This is a genomic window from Pseudomonas sp. D47 (assembly GCF_045447305.1).
Lineage (GTDB): Bacteria > Pseudomonadota > Gammaproteobacteria > Pseudomonadales > Pseudomonadaceae > Aquipseudomonas.
Genome location: NZ_JBJGXU010000056.1, coordinates 21,895 through 36,235, shown reverse-complemented (window position 1 = coordinate 36,235; position 14,341 = coordinate 21,895). Strand labels below are relative to the sequence as shown.

Below are 14,341 nucleotides of genomic sequence, written 5' to 3'. Positions count from 1 at the left end.
GCAGGCTAAAAGCAACACAAAAAGTTGCGTAGACACCCATGGCTATCGCAGGCAAGCCAGCTCCCACATTTGATTCGCGTTGAATCAGTGATTGGCCGGCGCTTTGAGAATATCGCTGTGCAGCGGGTCCTTCGGCGCATTTGAGCCAGGCGAACGCACTTGAATGATCAACAACGCGGCGATCACCGCCGGAATCGCGCAGAAGAAGAAAATCTGCTCCACCGGAATATGCATTGCCAGCAACAGGCTGCCAAACAGCGGCCCCAGGATTGAACCAAATCGCCCCACTCCGAGCGCCCAGCCGGTGCCGGTGGCGCGCACATGCGCCGGGTAGAAATTACTGGCGAACGCATTGAGGGTCAGCTGGCCGCCGATAATGCAGAACCCCGCGGCGAACACACAGGCCACCAGATAGCGCGGATTATCGTGGTTCAAGCCGAGCAGAACGGTGCACACCGCAGCCGCCGCCAACACACCGGACAGTAGCCGCACTTTGCTTTTCAGGCGGTCGGCAAACCAGGCCATGCCAATGGCGCCCAAGGTGCCGGCAAACAGGAACATTGAGGTCACCAGATTGGCTTCCTTCAATTCCAGGCCGCTTTCCAGCAGCAGCGACGGCAACCAGCTGATCATGAAATACAGCAGGATCAAGCTGACAAAAAACGTCGCCCAGATCAGCAGGGTCGGGCGCGCGTAGCCGTTGCGGAACAGCTCCACCACCGTGAGTTTGCTGCCTTGTTCCTGGCGGTTTTCGGCCTCGCTCGCCGGCGGCGGTTGCCAGTCGGGCAGCATGCGCGCCGTGACTGTGCGCAACCGCGTATATGGCGATGCATCGCGCAGCAGGCGCGGCAGCGACTCAGGCAGCCGCCACACCAGGAAAGGAAACAGCAGCAACGGCGTCACACCACCGGCCAGGAAGACCGCCTGCCACCCGTAGCCTTCGATAAACCCCGCCGCCACGAAACCGCCCGCTGCGCCGCCGAATGAGAAACCACAGGCTGCCAACGTCACCATCAAGGTGCGCATGCGGGGCGGCGAATAGTCCGACATCAGCGCCATGGCGCTCGGCATCGCGCCGCCCATGCCGATGCCGCAGATAAACCGCGCGGCCATCAGGCTGGTCAGGGAATTGGCGAACACCATCAGTACCGTGAGGCTTGCGTAGATCAACACGCAGCCGAGCAAAATACGTCGCACGCCGAACCGGTCGGCCAGCGGCGTTACCAGCAATGAGCCCAACGTCAGGCCCAGCAGGTTGGCGCTGAACACGGGGCCGAACGCAGCTTTTTCCAGGCTCCAATCCTTGGCCAATGCCGGCACCACATAACCCAGCACCTGGGCATCATAGCCATCGGTTACCAGCAGCAACGCCAGCAACAGGAGGATCAACCACTGGTAGCGCGACACCGGACGGGCGTCGAGTGCCGCGCGAAAGCTGGCAATCTGATTGTGCATCGCAAGGTACCTGTTATTTTTATAAGGATGACGCCGATCAACTGTGGGAGCTGGCTTGCCAGCTCCCACATTGATTTAGGGTGTGGCAGGGGTATCGGGTTGATTAGCCGGATGCGCCTGCACAAATGCCGGATGCTGCGCCGCCAACGCCGCTACCCGCCCGATGCGCGGGTACGCCGCCAGCGGCACTTTGAAGCGCTCCGCCGCGTACAGCTGCGGAATCAGAAACGCATCCGCCAGCCCCGGCTGTTCGCCAAAGCAATAACCCTTATCCCCGATCAACTGCTCCACGGCGCCCAAGCCCTGGCTGATCCAGTGCCCGATCCATTCGACCACGTGCGCCTCATCGTGCCCCCACTGGCGCAGCAGGTTCTGGGTGCTGGAGTTGTGCAGCGGATGGATATCGCAGCCGATAATCGACGCCACCGCACGCTCATGGGCGCGGGTCGCCAGGTCTTTGGACAGCAGCGGCGCCTGTGGATAACGCTCCTCCAGGTACTCGATGATTGCCGGCGACTGAATCAACAGTTCGCCGTCATCCGTACGCAAGGCCGGCACCCGACCTTGGGGGTTAATCGCCAGGTATTCAGGCTGGTGGTTGGCACCGCCCGGTGGCACCAGCAGGTTGACTGGCACTGCGGTGAAATCCAGCCCCTTGAGCGCCAGCGCGATACGCACCCGGTAGGACGAGGTAGAGCGGTAGTACGTGTAGAGTTCCATCGCCCTGCCCTCTTAGCGTGCCGCGACCACGGTGCCACGGCATTCGCCGAAGCCGATGGAGGCAAACCCTTCGCGGCTGCAACGCGCACGCAGGATGATTTCGTCGCCGTCTTCGAGGAACTTACGCACCTCGCCGGAGGCCAATTCAATCGGCTTTTTACCGCCTTCGGTGATCTCCAGCAGGCTGCCGAACTGCCCCGGCTGCGGCCCGGACAAGGTGCCCGAACCGAACAAGTCACCGGCCTGCAATTGGCAACCGTTGACGCTGTGGTGCGCAACCATTTGCGCCACGGTCCAGTACATGTGCTGGGTATTGCTCAGGGTCAGGCGATGTTCCGGCAGGTTTTGCTCACGCATCGCGGCGGTGCTCAGCAACACTTCCAGTTCGATATCAAAGCCGCCGGCCGCCTGGTCACGCGTGTCCAGCAGGTACGGCAGCGGTTGTGGATCGCCCTGCGGACGCGCCGGTTGCGCTTTACGGAACGGTTCCAGCGCTTCGGCCGTCACCACCCATGGCGAGACGCTGGTGATGAAGCTTTTCGACAGGAACGGCCCCAACGGCTGGTATTCCCAAGCCTGGATATCCCGCGCCGACCAGTCGTTGAGCAGGCAGAAACCGGCGATGTGCTCGGCGGCGTCGCCAATCGCAATCGAGTCGCCCATGGCATTGCCCTGGCCGATCCAGATGCCCAGTTCCAATTCGTAATCCAGGCGCGCGCAGGGGCCGAAGGTTGGCTCGGTCTGGCCGGCCGGCAGGGTCTGGCCTTTAGGGCGACGTACCTCGGTGCCCGAGGGGCGAATGGTTGAGGCGCGGCCGTGATAGCCAATCGGCACGTATTTGTAGTTGGGCAGCAAGGGGTTGTCGGGGCGGAACAGTTTGCCGACGTTTTGCGCATGTTCGATGCCGACGTAGAAGTCGGTGTAGTCGCTGATTTTTGCCGGCAGGTGCATCTGGCAATCAACGGCGCGGTGCAGCACCTGCGCGTCACGGGTTTGCAGCTTGCTGCCTTCGGCGAGCAACTCCAGCAGGCGTTCGCGCAAGGCCACACGCGGGCCACGGCCGAGTTCGAAAAAGGCGTTCAGTTGGCCGCCAACGGTGGCTTCGACAGCGCGACGCGCCTCACCGTCAAACTCGTCCAGGGCAGCATGCAGGTCGAGGATCGCGTCGCCAATCGCTACGCCGCTGCGCGGTGCCGAGCCGTTGATGCTGAACACGCCCAGCGGCAGGTTCTGCAGGGGAAAATCGCGGTGACCGTTGGCGGAGGTCACCCAGCTGCGGGTTGGCATGGGTTGAGTCATCGGTTATCTCCGGTTCGGGTTGAAGGTGGCGGGCAGCGAGGCCCAGCACGCGTCGTAAGAGGGTTGCAGTTGCGGGCATTCCAGGGCGAACTGGGTCGGGCGCAGCACTTGGCTGGTTTCGAACATGAAGGCCATGGTGTTATCGATCTTGTGCGGCGCCAGCTCGACGTTGATGGCCTTGGTGCACGTCTCGCCGTCCGGGCCGTGGGCGCTCATGCAGCTGTGCAACGAAGCGCCGCCAGGCAGAAAGCCCTCGGCCTTGGCGTCGTAGGCGCCCTGGATCAGGCCCATGTATTCGTTCATCAGGTTGCGGTGGAACCACGGCGGGCGGAAGGTGTTTTCGGCGACCATCCAGCGTGGCGGGAAAATCACGAAGTCGAGGTTGGCCAAGCCGTGCACGCTGGTGGGCGAGGTCAATACGGTGAAGATCGACGGGTCCGGGTGATCGAAACTCACCGTACCGAGGGTGTTGAAACGGCGCAGGTCGTATTTGTACGGCACGTTATTGCCGTGCCAGGCGACCACATTCAGCGGGGAATGGTCCAGCTCGCAGGCCCACAGTTCGCCGAGGAACTTCTGCACCAGCGTTGTCGGTTTTTTGTGGTCTTCATAGTGGGCCACCGGGGTGAGGAAGTCGCGCGGGTTGGCCAGGCCGTTGCTGCCGATCGGCCCCAGGTCCGGCAGGCGCAGTGGCGCGCCGTGGTTTTCCGCGACGTAGCCGCGCGCTTGGGCGTCCAGCAGTTCGACGCGGAATTTCAGGCCACGCGGCAGCACCACGATTTCCAGCGGCGCCACTTCCAGCACACCCAACTCGGTGGCGATGCGCAGCCGGCCCTGCTCCGGCACGATCAACAGTTCGCCATCGGCGTTGAAGAACACGCGCTCCATCGAGCGGTTGGCGCGGTAGTTGTAAATGCTGATACCTGAGGGGTTTTCCGACCCCGAGTTGGCGACCATGCCTACGAGCCCGTCGATAAAGTCCGTTGCCTCGGCGGGAATATCCAATGGGTTCCAGCGCAACCGATTCGGCGTCACCGCGCCCAACGGCCCACCGGCCAACTGCCGCTCAAGCTTGACGAACGCCGGGTGATTGGCCGACGGCTGAATGCGGTACAGCCAGGTGCGGCGGGCTTCGCTGCGCACCATGGTGAAGGCAGTGCCGGAGAACAGCTCGGTGTACAGGCCGTAAGGGGCTTTTTGCGGGGAGTTCTGGCCGACGGGCAGCGCGCCAGGCAGGGCTTCACTGGCGAATTCATTGCCGAAGCCCGATTGGTATTCGAGGTGCATGGATCATCCTCTGAGCGGAAGTTGTTTTTATCGTAATCCAGTTACGCATAACGTAATTTGATCACTATCGACCGTCAAGCTATAAAGACGCCCATTCATCTCTCGGATTCTCGCCCTTCCATGGAAAAGCCCCGCGACACCGGTAAACAGAAAGTCCGCTCGGCCGAAGTCGGCACCGACATCCTCAAGGCCCTTGCGCAACTGTCCCCGGCCACTTCGCTGTCGCGCCTGGCCGAGCATGTGCAGATGCCGGCCAGCAAGGTCCACCGCTATTTGCAGGCGCTGATTGCCTCAGGCTTTGCTGAACAGAATACCGCCACCAACCACTATGGCCTGGGCCGCGAGGCATTGCGTGTGGGCCTGGCCGCGCTGGGCAGCATGGATGTGTTGAAGGTCGGCGCCCTGCCCCTGGCGGAGCTGCGCGATGAACTGAATGAAACCTGCTTTTTGGCGGTGTGGGGCAACCAGGGCGCGACCGTGGTGCACATCGAGCCTGCGGTGCGCGCGATCACCGTGGTCACACAATTGGGCTCGGTGTTGCCGCTGCTCAGCTCGTCCACCGGGCTGGTGTTCAGTGCTTACCTGCCATCGCGGGAAACCGTGGAATTGCGCGAGCGTGAGATTCAGGCCGGTATCGCCCATGCGCTGGCGGACGATCAGGCGTATGCCACCGCCTGTGAACAGATCCGCAGCCGTGGCCTGCACTTTGTGCATGGTTTGCTGATGCCCGGCGTCGATGCGTTGTCGGCGCCGGTGTTCAACGCGGTCGGGCACGTGGCGGCGGTGATGACCGTGGTCGGCCCCACTTCACTGTTCCATGCCGACGAGGATGGCCCGGCGGCGCAGCGCTTGCTGGCGGCGACCCGGGCCGTGAGTTGGCGCATGGGCTATCAGCCCTGAATCAATCGCCCCAGCGTGACAGGGCCACCGCCACGCGGTTCTCCAAGGCCTTCACCTGCGCGCCGGCGACCACGTAGTTGTTGCTGAGCATCGAGAACACCAGCTGGCGCCCATGGGCGTCGGTGATGTAGCCGCTCAAGGACGACACGCCGCCCATGGAGCCGGTCTTGGCGTGCAGGTTGTTTTCAGCCGGCGTGCCGCGCAGGCGATAAGTCAGGCTGCCGCCGGTCATGCGGTCGGTGTTGCCGGCAATCGGCAGCGCGTTGTACCAAGCGTTGAACCACGGCTGTTTGCTCGCGGCCAGCAGCAGGTCAGTGAGGGTTTGCGCCGACACCAGGTTCTGCCGCGACAGGCCGGAACCGTCGACCTGCTTCAGCGTCGCGGTATCCACACCCTGGCGCTTGAGAAACCCGGCCACTGCCATCGCCCCCGCCGCCGCTGTGCCGCTATTCGCGGTCTGGCGGCCCATGGCCTTGAGCAACGCTTCGGACATGTTGTTGTTCGAGAGTTTAAGCAGCGGCGTGATCAGTTCCTGCAACGGCGCCGATTGATGCTCGGCCAGCACGGTCACGCCGGCCGGGCTGGTAGCCCCCATCACTCGACGGCCCAGCACGGTGATGCCCTGCTGCTTGAGGGCTTGTTCAAACAGATTGGCCACCAGTTGCGTCGGTTCCCAGACGCTGACCAGTTGTGGGCTCTGCCGGCCCGGTGCCACGGCGCCGCTGAGCTGCAGCAGGTTGGTGCCGTGGCGGCGGTTGATGCCATAGGTGTTACCCGGCCCACTGACGGCGCGGTTGCTCAATTGCAGGTAGTCGGTGGGCGGGAAGATCTCGACGTTCACAGGCACGCCGACGCGCACCGGCGCCTTGGCCGTGACCAGCACACTGCCTGCATCAAAATCCGAATTGGGGGACACGGTCAGCGCTGAAATCTGCGCGCCGTAGTAGGTGGTTTCATCGTCATGGGACCAATCGACGCCCAGCCGCTCGGCGTCAAACCAGGTGTCGTCGAACACCAGATCGCCTTGCACCTGGCGAACGCCTTGGCTGGCCAGTTGCGCCGCCAGGGCCTGGTAGTCGGCGAACTGAATGGTCGGGTCGCCCAGGCCGCGCAGGTAGAGGTTGCCGGTCAGGCGATCGCCCTGGCGTATGCCGTTGCTCAGCAGTTGCGTGGCGAACCGGTATTGCGGCCCCAATACGTCCATCGCTGCGGCGGTGGTCAGTAGTTTGAGGTTGGAGGCGGGCACCAGCCGTGTGCGTGGGTTGTGTTGGTAAAGCGTGTTGCCGCTGCGCGCGTCACGCACCATCAGCGACACCGTGGCGCCCTGCAGCGCCGGGTCGGCCAGCAATTGATCAAGGGCGTTGGAGGTCGGCGAAACACTCGCGCAGCCGCCCAGTAAAAAGCTCAAGCCCACCAACAGGGTGCTGGTGTGTATCCATCTGCCCAACTGCATCAGTACCGTTTTCCCGCAAAGTCTTCAGTGGCGGCAACGCTACCAGCTCCGTGCCGTTGTGGCGAGCGGGGGCTGTCGTGGCAAGCCCGCTCGCCACAACAAGCCCCGCTTTACACATTAAAACTGAAGCGTACTGGACACCGACACCTGCCGCGCATCACCCAGCGACACAAACACCCGGCTCGCGGCGGAGGCGTAGTAAGTGCGATCAAACAGGTTCTTCACATTGAGCTGGAACTTGACCTTCTGGCCTTCGATCTTGGTGTCATAGGTGGCAAACGCGTCTGCAACGGTATAGCCGGGCAGGTTGAAGTCGTTGGCGGCATCGCCAGCGCGTTCGCCGACATAACGGGCGCCCGCGCCAACCCGCAGTTGATCACCCCCGAACACATTGCCGAAGTCGTAGACCGCCGAGAGAGAGCCGGTGTGTTTGGCCACGTTTTGCAGGCGGTTACCCTCAAGTGTCGGGTCTTTGTCCTTGATGTCTTCGGCATCGGTGAAGGCGTAGCTGCCGATCACGCTCCATTGGTCGGTCAACTGGCCGCTGGCGTCCAACTCCAGGCCACGGGAACGCACTTGGCCAGCAATGCTGTAAATGGTGTTCGCCCCCGAACCCACCGACACCAACACGTTGCGTTTATCGATATTGAACAACGCCGCGCTGGCGGTAATCCGCCCAGGAATGTCGAGCTTGGCCCCCAATTCCCAAGACTTGGATTCCTCCGGTGTGAGGTCGCCGGTCAAGGTGCTGCCATCGGCCAACGCGGCAATGGTGGAGTTGGGTTTGAACGACTCGGTGTAGCTGCCGTAGAACGACAACTCATCCGTGTAGCGGTACACCAGGCCGGCACGCGGCACCCAGGCTTGGCCATTGCCGTTGGTGTTGGCCTTGAATGGCACACCTTTACCGGCGTATTGGTCGTACATCTGATAGCGCACGCCGCCCACCAGGATCCACTGATCGGTCAGGTGAATGGCGTCCTGGAAGAACAGTGAGTCGCTGCGCAGCAGGTCCGTCTGAGCGCTGTCCTTGGCGCTGACGGTGGTGCCTTGCACATCCTTGCCGTAGACCGGGTTGAGGTAGCTGAAGGCACTGCGTTGCGACTGGCGGATCAGGTCGGCACGGTAGATCTTGCGGTACTCATCGTCCAGGCCGAATACCAGATCATGCTGCATGCCACCGACGTTCACCTTGCCCTCCAGGCTCATCGTGGTGAAGCGGTCGGTGGTCAACGCGCCCCGGGTGCCGTCCATACTGCGGGTCAGGGTGCCGTTGGGGTTCACCGAAACAATGCGCACTTGGCTGGCGTCGTAGGTCTCGCGGTTCCAGCTGTAGCCGAAATGCGCCTTCCAGTCGTCGTTCAGGTCGTGGTCGACTTCCAGGCGGTACAGGTCGGAGCGGCCCTCCATGTTGTTGAAGGGTTCATCCAAGCGACGGGTCGTGGGGATGTTCAGCGGGCGGTTGGTCTTGGGGTCGATGGCGGTACCACGGTCGAACGGCGAGAGGAATTCGCGGTGTTCATAGGCGAACACCACCTGGGTGGTGTCGCCGTACCAGGCCAGGGACGGTGCCACCAGCGTTTCGCGGTGGGTGCCGAAATTGCGCCAGTAATCTTCGTCTTCATGGTCGACGATCAGGCGATACGCCAAGCCGCTGTCGCCAATCGGGCCCGTGGTATCAAGGTTGCCGCCGCTGCCGTTCTTGCCACCACCAAAGGTCGAGCCGCGCGCGGTCAGGGAAGTGGACTGCACCAGCTCGGGCTTTTTGCTGACGATATTGACCACGCCACCTGGGTCCTGAATACCGTAGAGCAGTGAGGACGGGCCTTTGAGCACTTCAACGCGCTCGGCGGTGGCGTTCAAGGCACGGCCCTGCACCACCGGCATGCCGTCTTTCATAATCGAGCCGTTACGGTTATCGCCAAAGCCGCGCAGCATCACTGCGTCCTGGGTGCTGGCCAAGGTGTTGGCCTGGGTGATGCCGCTGATATTGGCGAGGGCGTCATCCAGGTTGCGTGGGGTCTGGTCGCGCAGCACTTGGGCGGGCACTACGTTGACGGTTTGCGGGGTTTCCAGCAGCAGGCCATGGGAGCGCGTCACCGAGCTGGTGGGCGGTGGCTGGTAGCTGGTGCTGTCCTGGGTCTGGCCGGCGCCGCTGATGGTGGTGGCGCCGAGGTTGACCGCGCCGTCGGTGGGCACGGGCTCCAGGGCCAGGGTGCGGGCGTCGATCTGGCGGAAGGTAAAGCCTGAGTGACCGAGCAGGCGTTGCAGGGCCTGGGTCGCGCTCATCTGCCCGCTGACCGCCGGGGCGCTGAGGCCGTAGGGCGCTTCGTCGGTGTAGATCACGCTGATGCCGGTGACCCGGCTGAAATCACTCAGGGCCTGGGGCAGCGGTTTGGCCGCCAGGGCAAAGTTGAACTGGGCGCTTTGCTGCTCCTGCGCGCGCGCCACGCCAAGGGGCAGCAACGCCAGCCCCGACACCGCCAATACCGAGGCTCCCAGCCACTGTTTTACCCAACCGCCCGCCGTCGATTTCATGCTGTGAGAACCCGTGTAGAAAACGCTGTTAATGCGAATAGATCGCAGTTTCAAGCACTACACGGATGGGCGGTGGATTTACCTCACCTTTGTTTGCAAATATTTTTATCACGATCGTTCCCACGCTCTGCGTGGGAATGCCGCTCAGGACGCTCCGCGTCCCGCCGTTGACGCCTGCGCAGGGGCGACGCAAGCGTCACGGGCTGCGTTCCCACCCAGAGCGAGGGGAACGATCATTGCGCTTGAATGCGGAAACCCAGGCGCGGAAAGTGCACATGCACGGTGCCGCCGCGCTCGTCGGTGCGCCGCAGGATCAGCTCTTCGCGCCCGGCAAACAGCAGCTCGCCGGCCACCAGATCGGTGCCGTAGTCGGTGGCGCAAATGCTGACTTGCTGGCCGGGCTTGAAGCCGTTCAAGTCTTCGAACTGTTCATCCGGCAAGGCCGCAGGTGTCGCGTTACGCGCCACTTCCAGGGCTTGCTCGGCGCTCATCTCACTGGCGGTGCCATGGCCGAAGCTCAGCACCCGGTTCAGCCAGGTGGCGACGGCCGGATAGGCATCCACCAACGGCGCCGTCACCGACGAGCCTTTGAGGAACCACAACGGGTGCGCCAGGGCAAAGTCGGCAATCGACGGCTCCCCGAACAGGAAGTCGCCCGCCTGGTGCTGCAATTGCTGATCGATGCGGCTGATGATCGTCGGCCATTGATGCTTGGCGAGGTCCAATTGCACGCGGGCGGCAGTGCCGCCGCTGAACAATTTGGCGCGGTCAGCCACCAGCACTTCCAGCATCTGCGGCGCCACCTTGGCGAACTTGACGGCCAGGGATTCGGGCTGGAACACCAGTGCGACGGCATGCGAGAACACCAACGAATCGGCCCAGGCGGCGAAGCTTTGGGTGACCAGTTCCAGGCCTTGAGGAAACAGCGCCGGTGTGGACTTTTCCTGCTCCAGGCGGCGGGCGATCAAGGCGGTGTCGCAGTAGATATCGGCGCCGACTTGCAGCACCGGCGTCTTGCGGTAGCCGCCGGTCAGCGCGATCAGGTTCGGTTTAGGCATTACCGGCGAGATAAATACCGAGCGCCAGGACAAGCCTTTGAAACCCAGCAGCAGGCGGGCTTTTTCAGCGAAGGGGGACTGCGGGTAGTGGTGCAGGATCAACTCAGACATGCTTGGCTCCGCTCAAGTCAGTGAGCCGCTAGCTTAGCCCGCAACACTCAGCGCGGGGGCGATGGGAACCCATCAGTCAAATCAATGAGCCACTCGCCGCCAGGCACTCCTTGGCGCTTTTCTTCAACTTTTTGATCAGCCGTTCCTGGCGCAGCGCCTCGCCCTTGCTCGCGCATTGCTCGGTGTATACCAACGCCACGGCCGGGCTGGACAGGAAGAACCGCGCACCCTTGCCGCTCTGGTGCGAGGCAAAACGGCGCACCGGGTCATTGCTGATGCCGCAATACAGCGAGCCATTGGCGGCGCGCACCAGGTAGACGAACCAGGGTTTGGGTTTAGGAAGATCAGTCACAGGTCATTTCGGCAAACCAGAGGAGCGCCAATCTTATCAACGACTGGCCTGGAATGCCTTCAAGCCTTTGAGCGCCTGGGCGCGCACGGCGTTTTTCAGCGCAGGCGACCAGCCCAGCAGCAGCCCCTTGAGGCCCAACGCCTGGCGCGACCAGCGCCACAGGTCGAAGTGGTCGTGGTGCTCGCAGATCTTGCCGTCGCGAAACACGAACCGCGCACCGATATCGTTGACCACGGTATTACCGGTGGCGCTGAACAAGTAGGTCGCCACCCAGTGCGCGCTGCCGGTGGCTTCATCGCTGCGCACATGGTCGAACGTCAGGGAAAAATCCTTGGCGCGGGTGGTCAGCATGCGCCACATGTCCCCGGCATCGCGCCCGCGCAACTCGCCGAACGCCGGGTCGCTGAACAGCACATCGTCGGTGTAACAGGCCGCCATCGCTTCAGCGTCCAGGCGCTGGAAGGCACTGTAGAACTCGGTGATCAGGGCGTTGTAGGCATCACTCATGGGCAGGTTTCGCACGATGGTCAGGGGTGCTGAACGATAGTCCGCGCCACGCCGGAAAGCCATGGCTATTCGCCACGGGAATGAGTGATGCCCGGCGGGGTTACAGGTACTTGACCTCCAGGGTGGCGCTGCCGTCTATCTTTGTTTCTTCAGCCGATGGCAGATACTGCTTACGCGTGAGGGTTGTGCTCACGACGACATCGACTTTGAAGGCCGTCATTGTCAAGGGCGTAAGCCCTGCGCTACTCGGGTCTCTGACGGTGCGCCTGAACCCCGGCTGCCAGACCGCATTGTTGGCCTCCAACCACGTATCACTCCCCTCCCAGGATTCGATCAGGCTACCGACTTGACCATCGGCGGTAGCATTGGCCATTTTCAATTGGTACCGACCGATCTTTTGACCGTTGCTCGCCAAGTTCAAACCAAAACTTGACGTATCCCCTCCCCCATTCGTAGACGTCGCGGTACCGGGGCGGTTATCCGTAATTTTAACGGCCATCATCATCGGCCCATTACAGCTAACCTCCAACTGCAGCGTTGCGTCTGGCAGTTCTTTCTCGTTCGCAGGGAACTCCTGAAGCGAGATTTTTCCGTAATCCACCACCCCGTTATTGGACAAGATTGGCGTACAGGCCGAGGGTGTGATCACACCGACGACACCGAGATCCACGCTGGACGCGGCCATCACATTTGAAACACCGGCCAGCAATAATGCGGCGGAAATAAGTACACGAGACGCTTGCATTCACTGCTCACTTTCGGTCGATTATTCACAGGTTGAACAGGCACAAAAAGGCGCGTCGCCAACCTGAAAGTTCGACTCATCTAATAGACTAGGAATGGATGCCGCCCACACGACTGGCAGGGCAACGGCGTCAAGTTAAAGGATGGTTTGTTCACGCTGAATACACGTAATACGAATCCCACCGGCGCGCGCGGTTAGTTAACGGTCGTGATCTATCTGCAACGTTCTACGGCACCATCCCAGCGGCACGCGCATAGGCGAACAAGTCCACATCCGTCGAGATACACAGCCGGTGCATGGCCGTGCTTTTCTGCTTGCTGATCGTGGAAATGCTGCGGTTGACCCGCGCCGCAATCTGGCTGACGGTCATGCCGCTGGCGAGCATGCGCACCACCTCGCGCTCCTTGCCGGACAACTGCGGCGTTTGCGATTGATCCCCCGTACCGGCCTCGATCAACTGCTCGCGCAAGCACTCACTGGCGTAGGTCTGGCCTTTGGCAACCGCCTTGATTGCCAAGGGCAGCTCCTTGGCCGAGGCTTTTTTAGCGACGATGGCCCGCGCGCCATGGGCGAAAGAGGCACGCAAGGTGGCGACGTTGGCGAACATGGTGACCAGAATCACCGGCAGCGTCGGGTACTGGCGCCGTAGCAGGCTCAGCAACACATAGCCGTCGGCTTGAAGCCCGCCGGGCATGGCGAAATCGGTCACCAGCAAGTCACAGGGTGTGGTGCTCAGCAGTACCAGCAATTCATCGGGGCCGCTGGCTTCACCGACGACTTTGCACTGGCCGCTCGCTTCAATCACCACCCGTTGCCCGATGCGGACAATGGGGTGATCGTCGGCAATGATTACTCGAAGCATAGATACTCACGGATGATGGCAACTTGAATCCGGGCAAAATACCCCCGCCGGCGATCTTCAACAACCGCCGGTCGCACGCACTTTTCAGCCGCGCCCAATGCCCTGTAGCGACTACCTATAAACCTACAAAATAAAAAGAAAGCACCCACATACAAAAGCCACAACAGAAGGAATGAATTCCTACAAAAAGTACGTCATAGCGCACTGACGTACGCGAAATAGCGTTCGAGGTCGTGCTCAAACACCTCCAGGCTCAACAGGTGCACCGCCACTCCATCGGTGCGGACCTGCTCAATCAGCACACTGCCCCGCACCTCCAGATCATCGCAGCCTAAGAACGCCAAGCCGCCCAACAGACGGTGCAGCCGATCCAACACGACTTGGGTGTTCGAGGTGATGCGCGCATGCGCAAGGTCCGCACAGTCGTTGCGGGCTTCGTACAACAGGCTGGCGAGCATCTGGTCCACCACCTGTTCGCTGCCAAAGGTTTGGACCATGCCCGCGCGAGTTGGCCAGCCCATGGCGGCCTCAGACTCCGGTGCCGACATTTCGCACGGCGGGCCAGGCAGCCACCGCGCAAGCACCTCGCACAGCTGTGCAAACGTGAGTGGTTTGAGCAGCCAGGCATCCATTCCGGCATCGCGGCAGCGCTGGGGGTCATCAGGCAGCAGGTTGGCGGTGAGCGCGATAATCGGTACCCGTCGGTGACCGTTTTCCAGCTCGTGAAGGCGTATTGCACGGGCCAGGGCATAACCATCCATGCGCGGCATATGGCAGTCGCTGATCACCAGGTCGAAGCGTCTGCGGGTGATGCAAGCCAAACCTTCACAGCCATCACCGACCACCTCGTGACCCAGCCCGAGCTTTTGCATGAACCAGCCCAGCAGCAGCCGATAGGCCGAATGATCCTCCGCCACCAATACCACCAGGTGTCGCCAGTGTTCTGGGGGGACGAAACGCGATGGACCCTGCTGCGAAGAGACATCGCTCGAAAGCACTCTCGCTCACCTCGTAGTTGTTGTCGGTGGTGCAGCGCCCGTGGTTCAGCGATAAG

At 62.0% G+C, this 14,341-nt stretch carries 13 protein-coding genes; 1 reads left to right on the top strand and 12 read right to left on the bottom strand.

What is annotated here, in order from left to right; all coding sequences use genetic code 11:
* Positions 1-84 precede the first annotated feature (84 nt).
* The 4 genes from ACI77I_RS25550 to hmgA form a co-directional block, all read right to left on the bottom strand.
* The gene (locus ACI77I_RS25550; RefSeq protein ID WP_094951895.1) at positions 85-1,455 is read right to left on the bottom strand and encodes an aromatic acid/H+ symport family MFS transporter; all 1,371 of its coding nucleotides are present in this window, start codon (positions 1,453-1,455) and stop codon (positions 85-87) included.
* 75 nt (positions 1,456-1,530) lie between these two features.
* On the bottom strand, positions 1,531-2,175 hold the full coding sequence (gene maiA, locus ACI77I_RS25545; protein ID WP_094951896.1) for a maleylacetoacetate isomerase: 645 nt from the start codon (positions 2,173-2,175) through the stop codon (positions 1,531-1,533).
* Between the two features lie 12 nt (positions 2,176-2,187).
* Complete coding sequence (gene fahA, locus ACI77I_RS25540) at positions 2,188-3,474, bottom strand: fumarylacetoacetase (protein ID WP_094951897.1); 1,287 nt, start codon at positions 3,472-3,474, stop codon at positions 2,188-2,190.
* A gap of 3 nt (positions 3,475-3,477) precedes the next feature.
* Positions 3,478-4,761 (bottom strand): homogentisate 1,2-dioxygenase, encoded by a 1,284-nt coding sequence (hmgA, locus tag ACI77I_RS25535; protein WP_406998913.1) that lies wholly within the window; start codon positions 4,759-4,761, stop codon positions 3,478-3,480.
* A 120-nt stretch (positions 4,762-4,881) separates the two neighbouring features.
* Between hmgA and ACI77I_RS25530 the strand changes: the two genes are divergently transcribed.
* Entirely contained in the window at positions 4,882-5,661 is a 780-nt protein-coding gene (locus tag ACI77I_RS25530; protein WP_094951899.1) for an IclR family transcriptional regulator, read from the top strand.
* Position 5,662: 1 nt separating this feature from the next.
* Here ACI77I_RS25530 and dacB read toward each other — a convergent pair whose 3' ends face one another.
* From dacB to ACI77I_RS25490, 8 genes are all read right to left on the bottom strand, one after another.
* A complete protein-coding gene (dacB, locus tag ACI77I_RS25525) occupies positions 5,663-7,114 on the bottom strand; it encodes a D-alanyl-D-alanine carboxypeptidase/D-alanyl-D-alanine-endopeptidase (protein ID WP_406998911.1) in 1,452 nt (483 codons plus the stop codon).
* A gap of 117 nt (positions 7,115-7,231) precedes the next feature.
* Positions 7,232-9,652, bottom strand: a complete 2,421-nt coding sequence (locus ACI77I_RS25520) for a TonB-dependent siderophore receptor (protein WP_406998909.1) — start codon at positions 9,650-9,652, stop codon at positions 7,232-7,234.
* A gap of 233 nt (positions 9,653-9,885) precedes the next feature.
* Positions 9,886-10,821: a glutathione S-transferase family protein gene (locus ACI77I_RS25515; protein ID WP_406998907.1), complete on the bottom strand. Its 936-nt coding sequence runs from the start codon at positions 10,819-10,821 to the stop codon at positions 9,886-9,888.
* Positions 10,822-10,897: 76 nt separating this feature from the next.
* Positions 10,898-11,173 carry a GIY-YIG nuclease family protein gene (locus ACI77I_RS25510; RefSeq protein ID WP_406998905.1) on the bottom strand — a complete coding sequence of 92 codons (276 nt, stop codon included), beginning with the start codon at positions 11,171-11,173 and terminating at the stop codon, positions 10,898-10,900.
* Positions 11,174-11,209: 36 nt separating this feature from the next.
* Positions 11,210-11,680, bottom strand: a complete 471-nt coding sequence (locus ACI77I_RS25505; protein ID WP_406998917.1) for a nuclear transport factor 2 family protein — start codon at positions 11,678-11,680, stop codon at positions 11,210-11,212.
* A 100-nt stretch (positions 11,681-11,780) separates the two neighbouring features.
* Positions 11,781-12,425: a DUF1120 domain-containing protein gene (locus ACI77I_RS25500; protein WP_094951903.1), complete on the bottom strand. Its 645-nt coding sequence runs from the start codon at positions 12,423-12,425 to the stop codon at positions 11,781-11,783.
* Between the two features lie 226 nt (positions 12,426-12,651).
* Positions 12,652-13,287 (bottom strand): response regulator transcription factor, encoded by a 636-nt coding sequence (locus tag ACI77I_RS25495; RefSeq protein ID WP_242154567.1) that lies wholly within the window; start codon positions 13,285-13,287, stop codon positions 12,652-12,654.
* A 194-nt stretch (positions 13,288-13,481) separates the two neighbouring features.
* The gene (locus ACI77I_RS25490) at positions 13,482-14,204 is read right to left on the bottom strand and encodes a response regulator (protein ID WP_242154565.1); all 723 of its coding nucleotides are present in this window, start codon (positions 14,202-14,204) and stop codon (positions 13,482-13,484) included.
* Positions 14,205-14,341 lie beyond the last annotated feature (137 nt).

Coding starts and splice junctions, on each gene's coding strand:
- ACI77I_RS25550 (WP_094951895.1), bottom strand. CDS start 1,455: ATGCACAATCAGATTGCCAGCTTTCGCGCGGCACTCGACGCCCGTCCG.
- maiA (WP_094951896.1), bottom strand. CDS start 2,175: ATGGAACTCTACACGTACTACCGCTCTACCTCGTCCTACCGGGTGCGT.
- fahA (WP_094951897.1), bottom strand. CDS start 3,474: ATGACTCAACCCATGCCAACCCGCAGCTGGGTGACCTCCGCCAACGGT.
- hmgA (WP_406998913.1), bottom strand. CDS start 4,761: ATGCACCTCGAATACCAATCGGGCTTCGGCAATGAATTCGCCAGTGAA.
- ACI77I_RS25530 (WP_094951899.1), top strand. CDS start 4,882: ATGGAAAAGCCCCGCGACACCGGTAAACAGAAAGTCCGCTCGGCCGAA.
- dacB (WP_406998911.1), bottom strand. CDS start 7,114: ATGCAGTTGGGCAGATGGATACACACCAGCACCCTGTTGGTGGGCTTG.
- ACI77I_RS25520 (WP_406998909.1), bottom strand. CDS start 9,652: ATGAAATCGACGGCGGGCGGTTGGGTAAAACAGTGGCTGGGAGCCTCG.
- ACI77I_RS25515 (WP_406998907.1), bottom strand. CDS start 10,821: ATGTCTGAGTTGATCCTGCACCACTACCCGCAGTCCCCCTTCGCTGAA.
- ACI77I_RS25505 (WP_406998917.1), bottom strand. CDS start 11,680: ATGAGTGATGCCTACAACGCCCTGATCACCGAGTTCTACAGTGCCTTC.
- ACI77I_RS25500 (WP_094951903.1), bottom strand. CDS start 12,425: ATGCAAGCGTCTCGTGTACTTATTTCCGCCGCATTATTGCTGGCCGGT.
- ACI77I_RS25495 (WP_242154567.1), bottom strand. CDS start 13,287: ATGCTTCGAGTAATCATTGCCGACGATCACCCCATTGTCCGCATCGGG.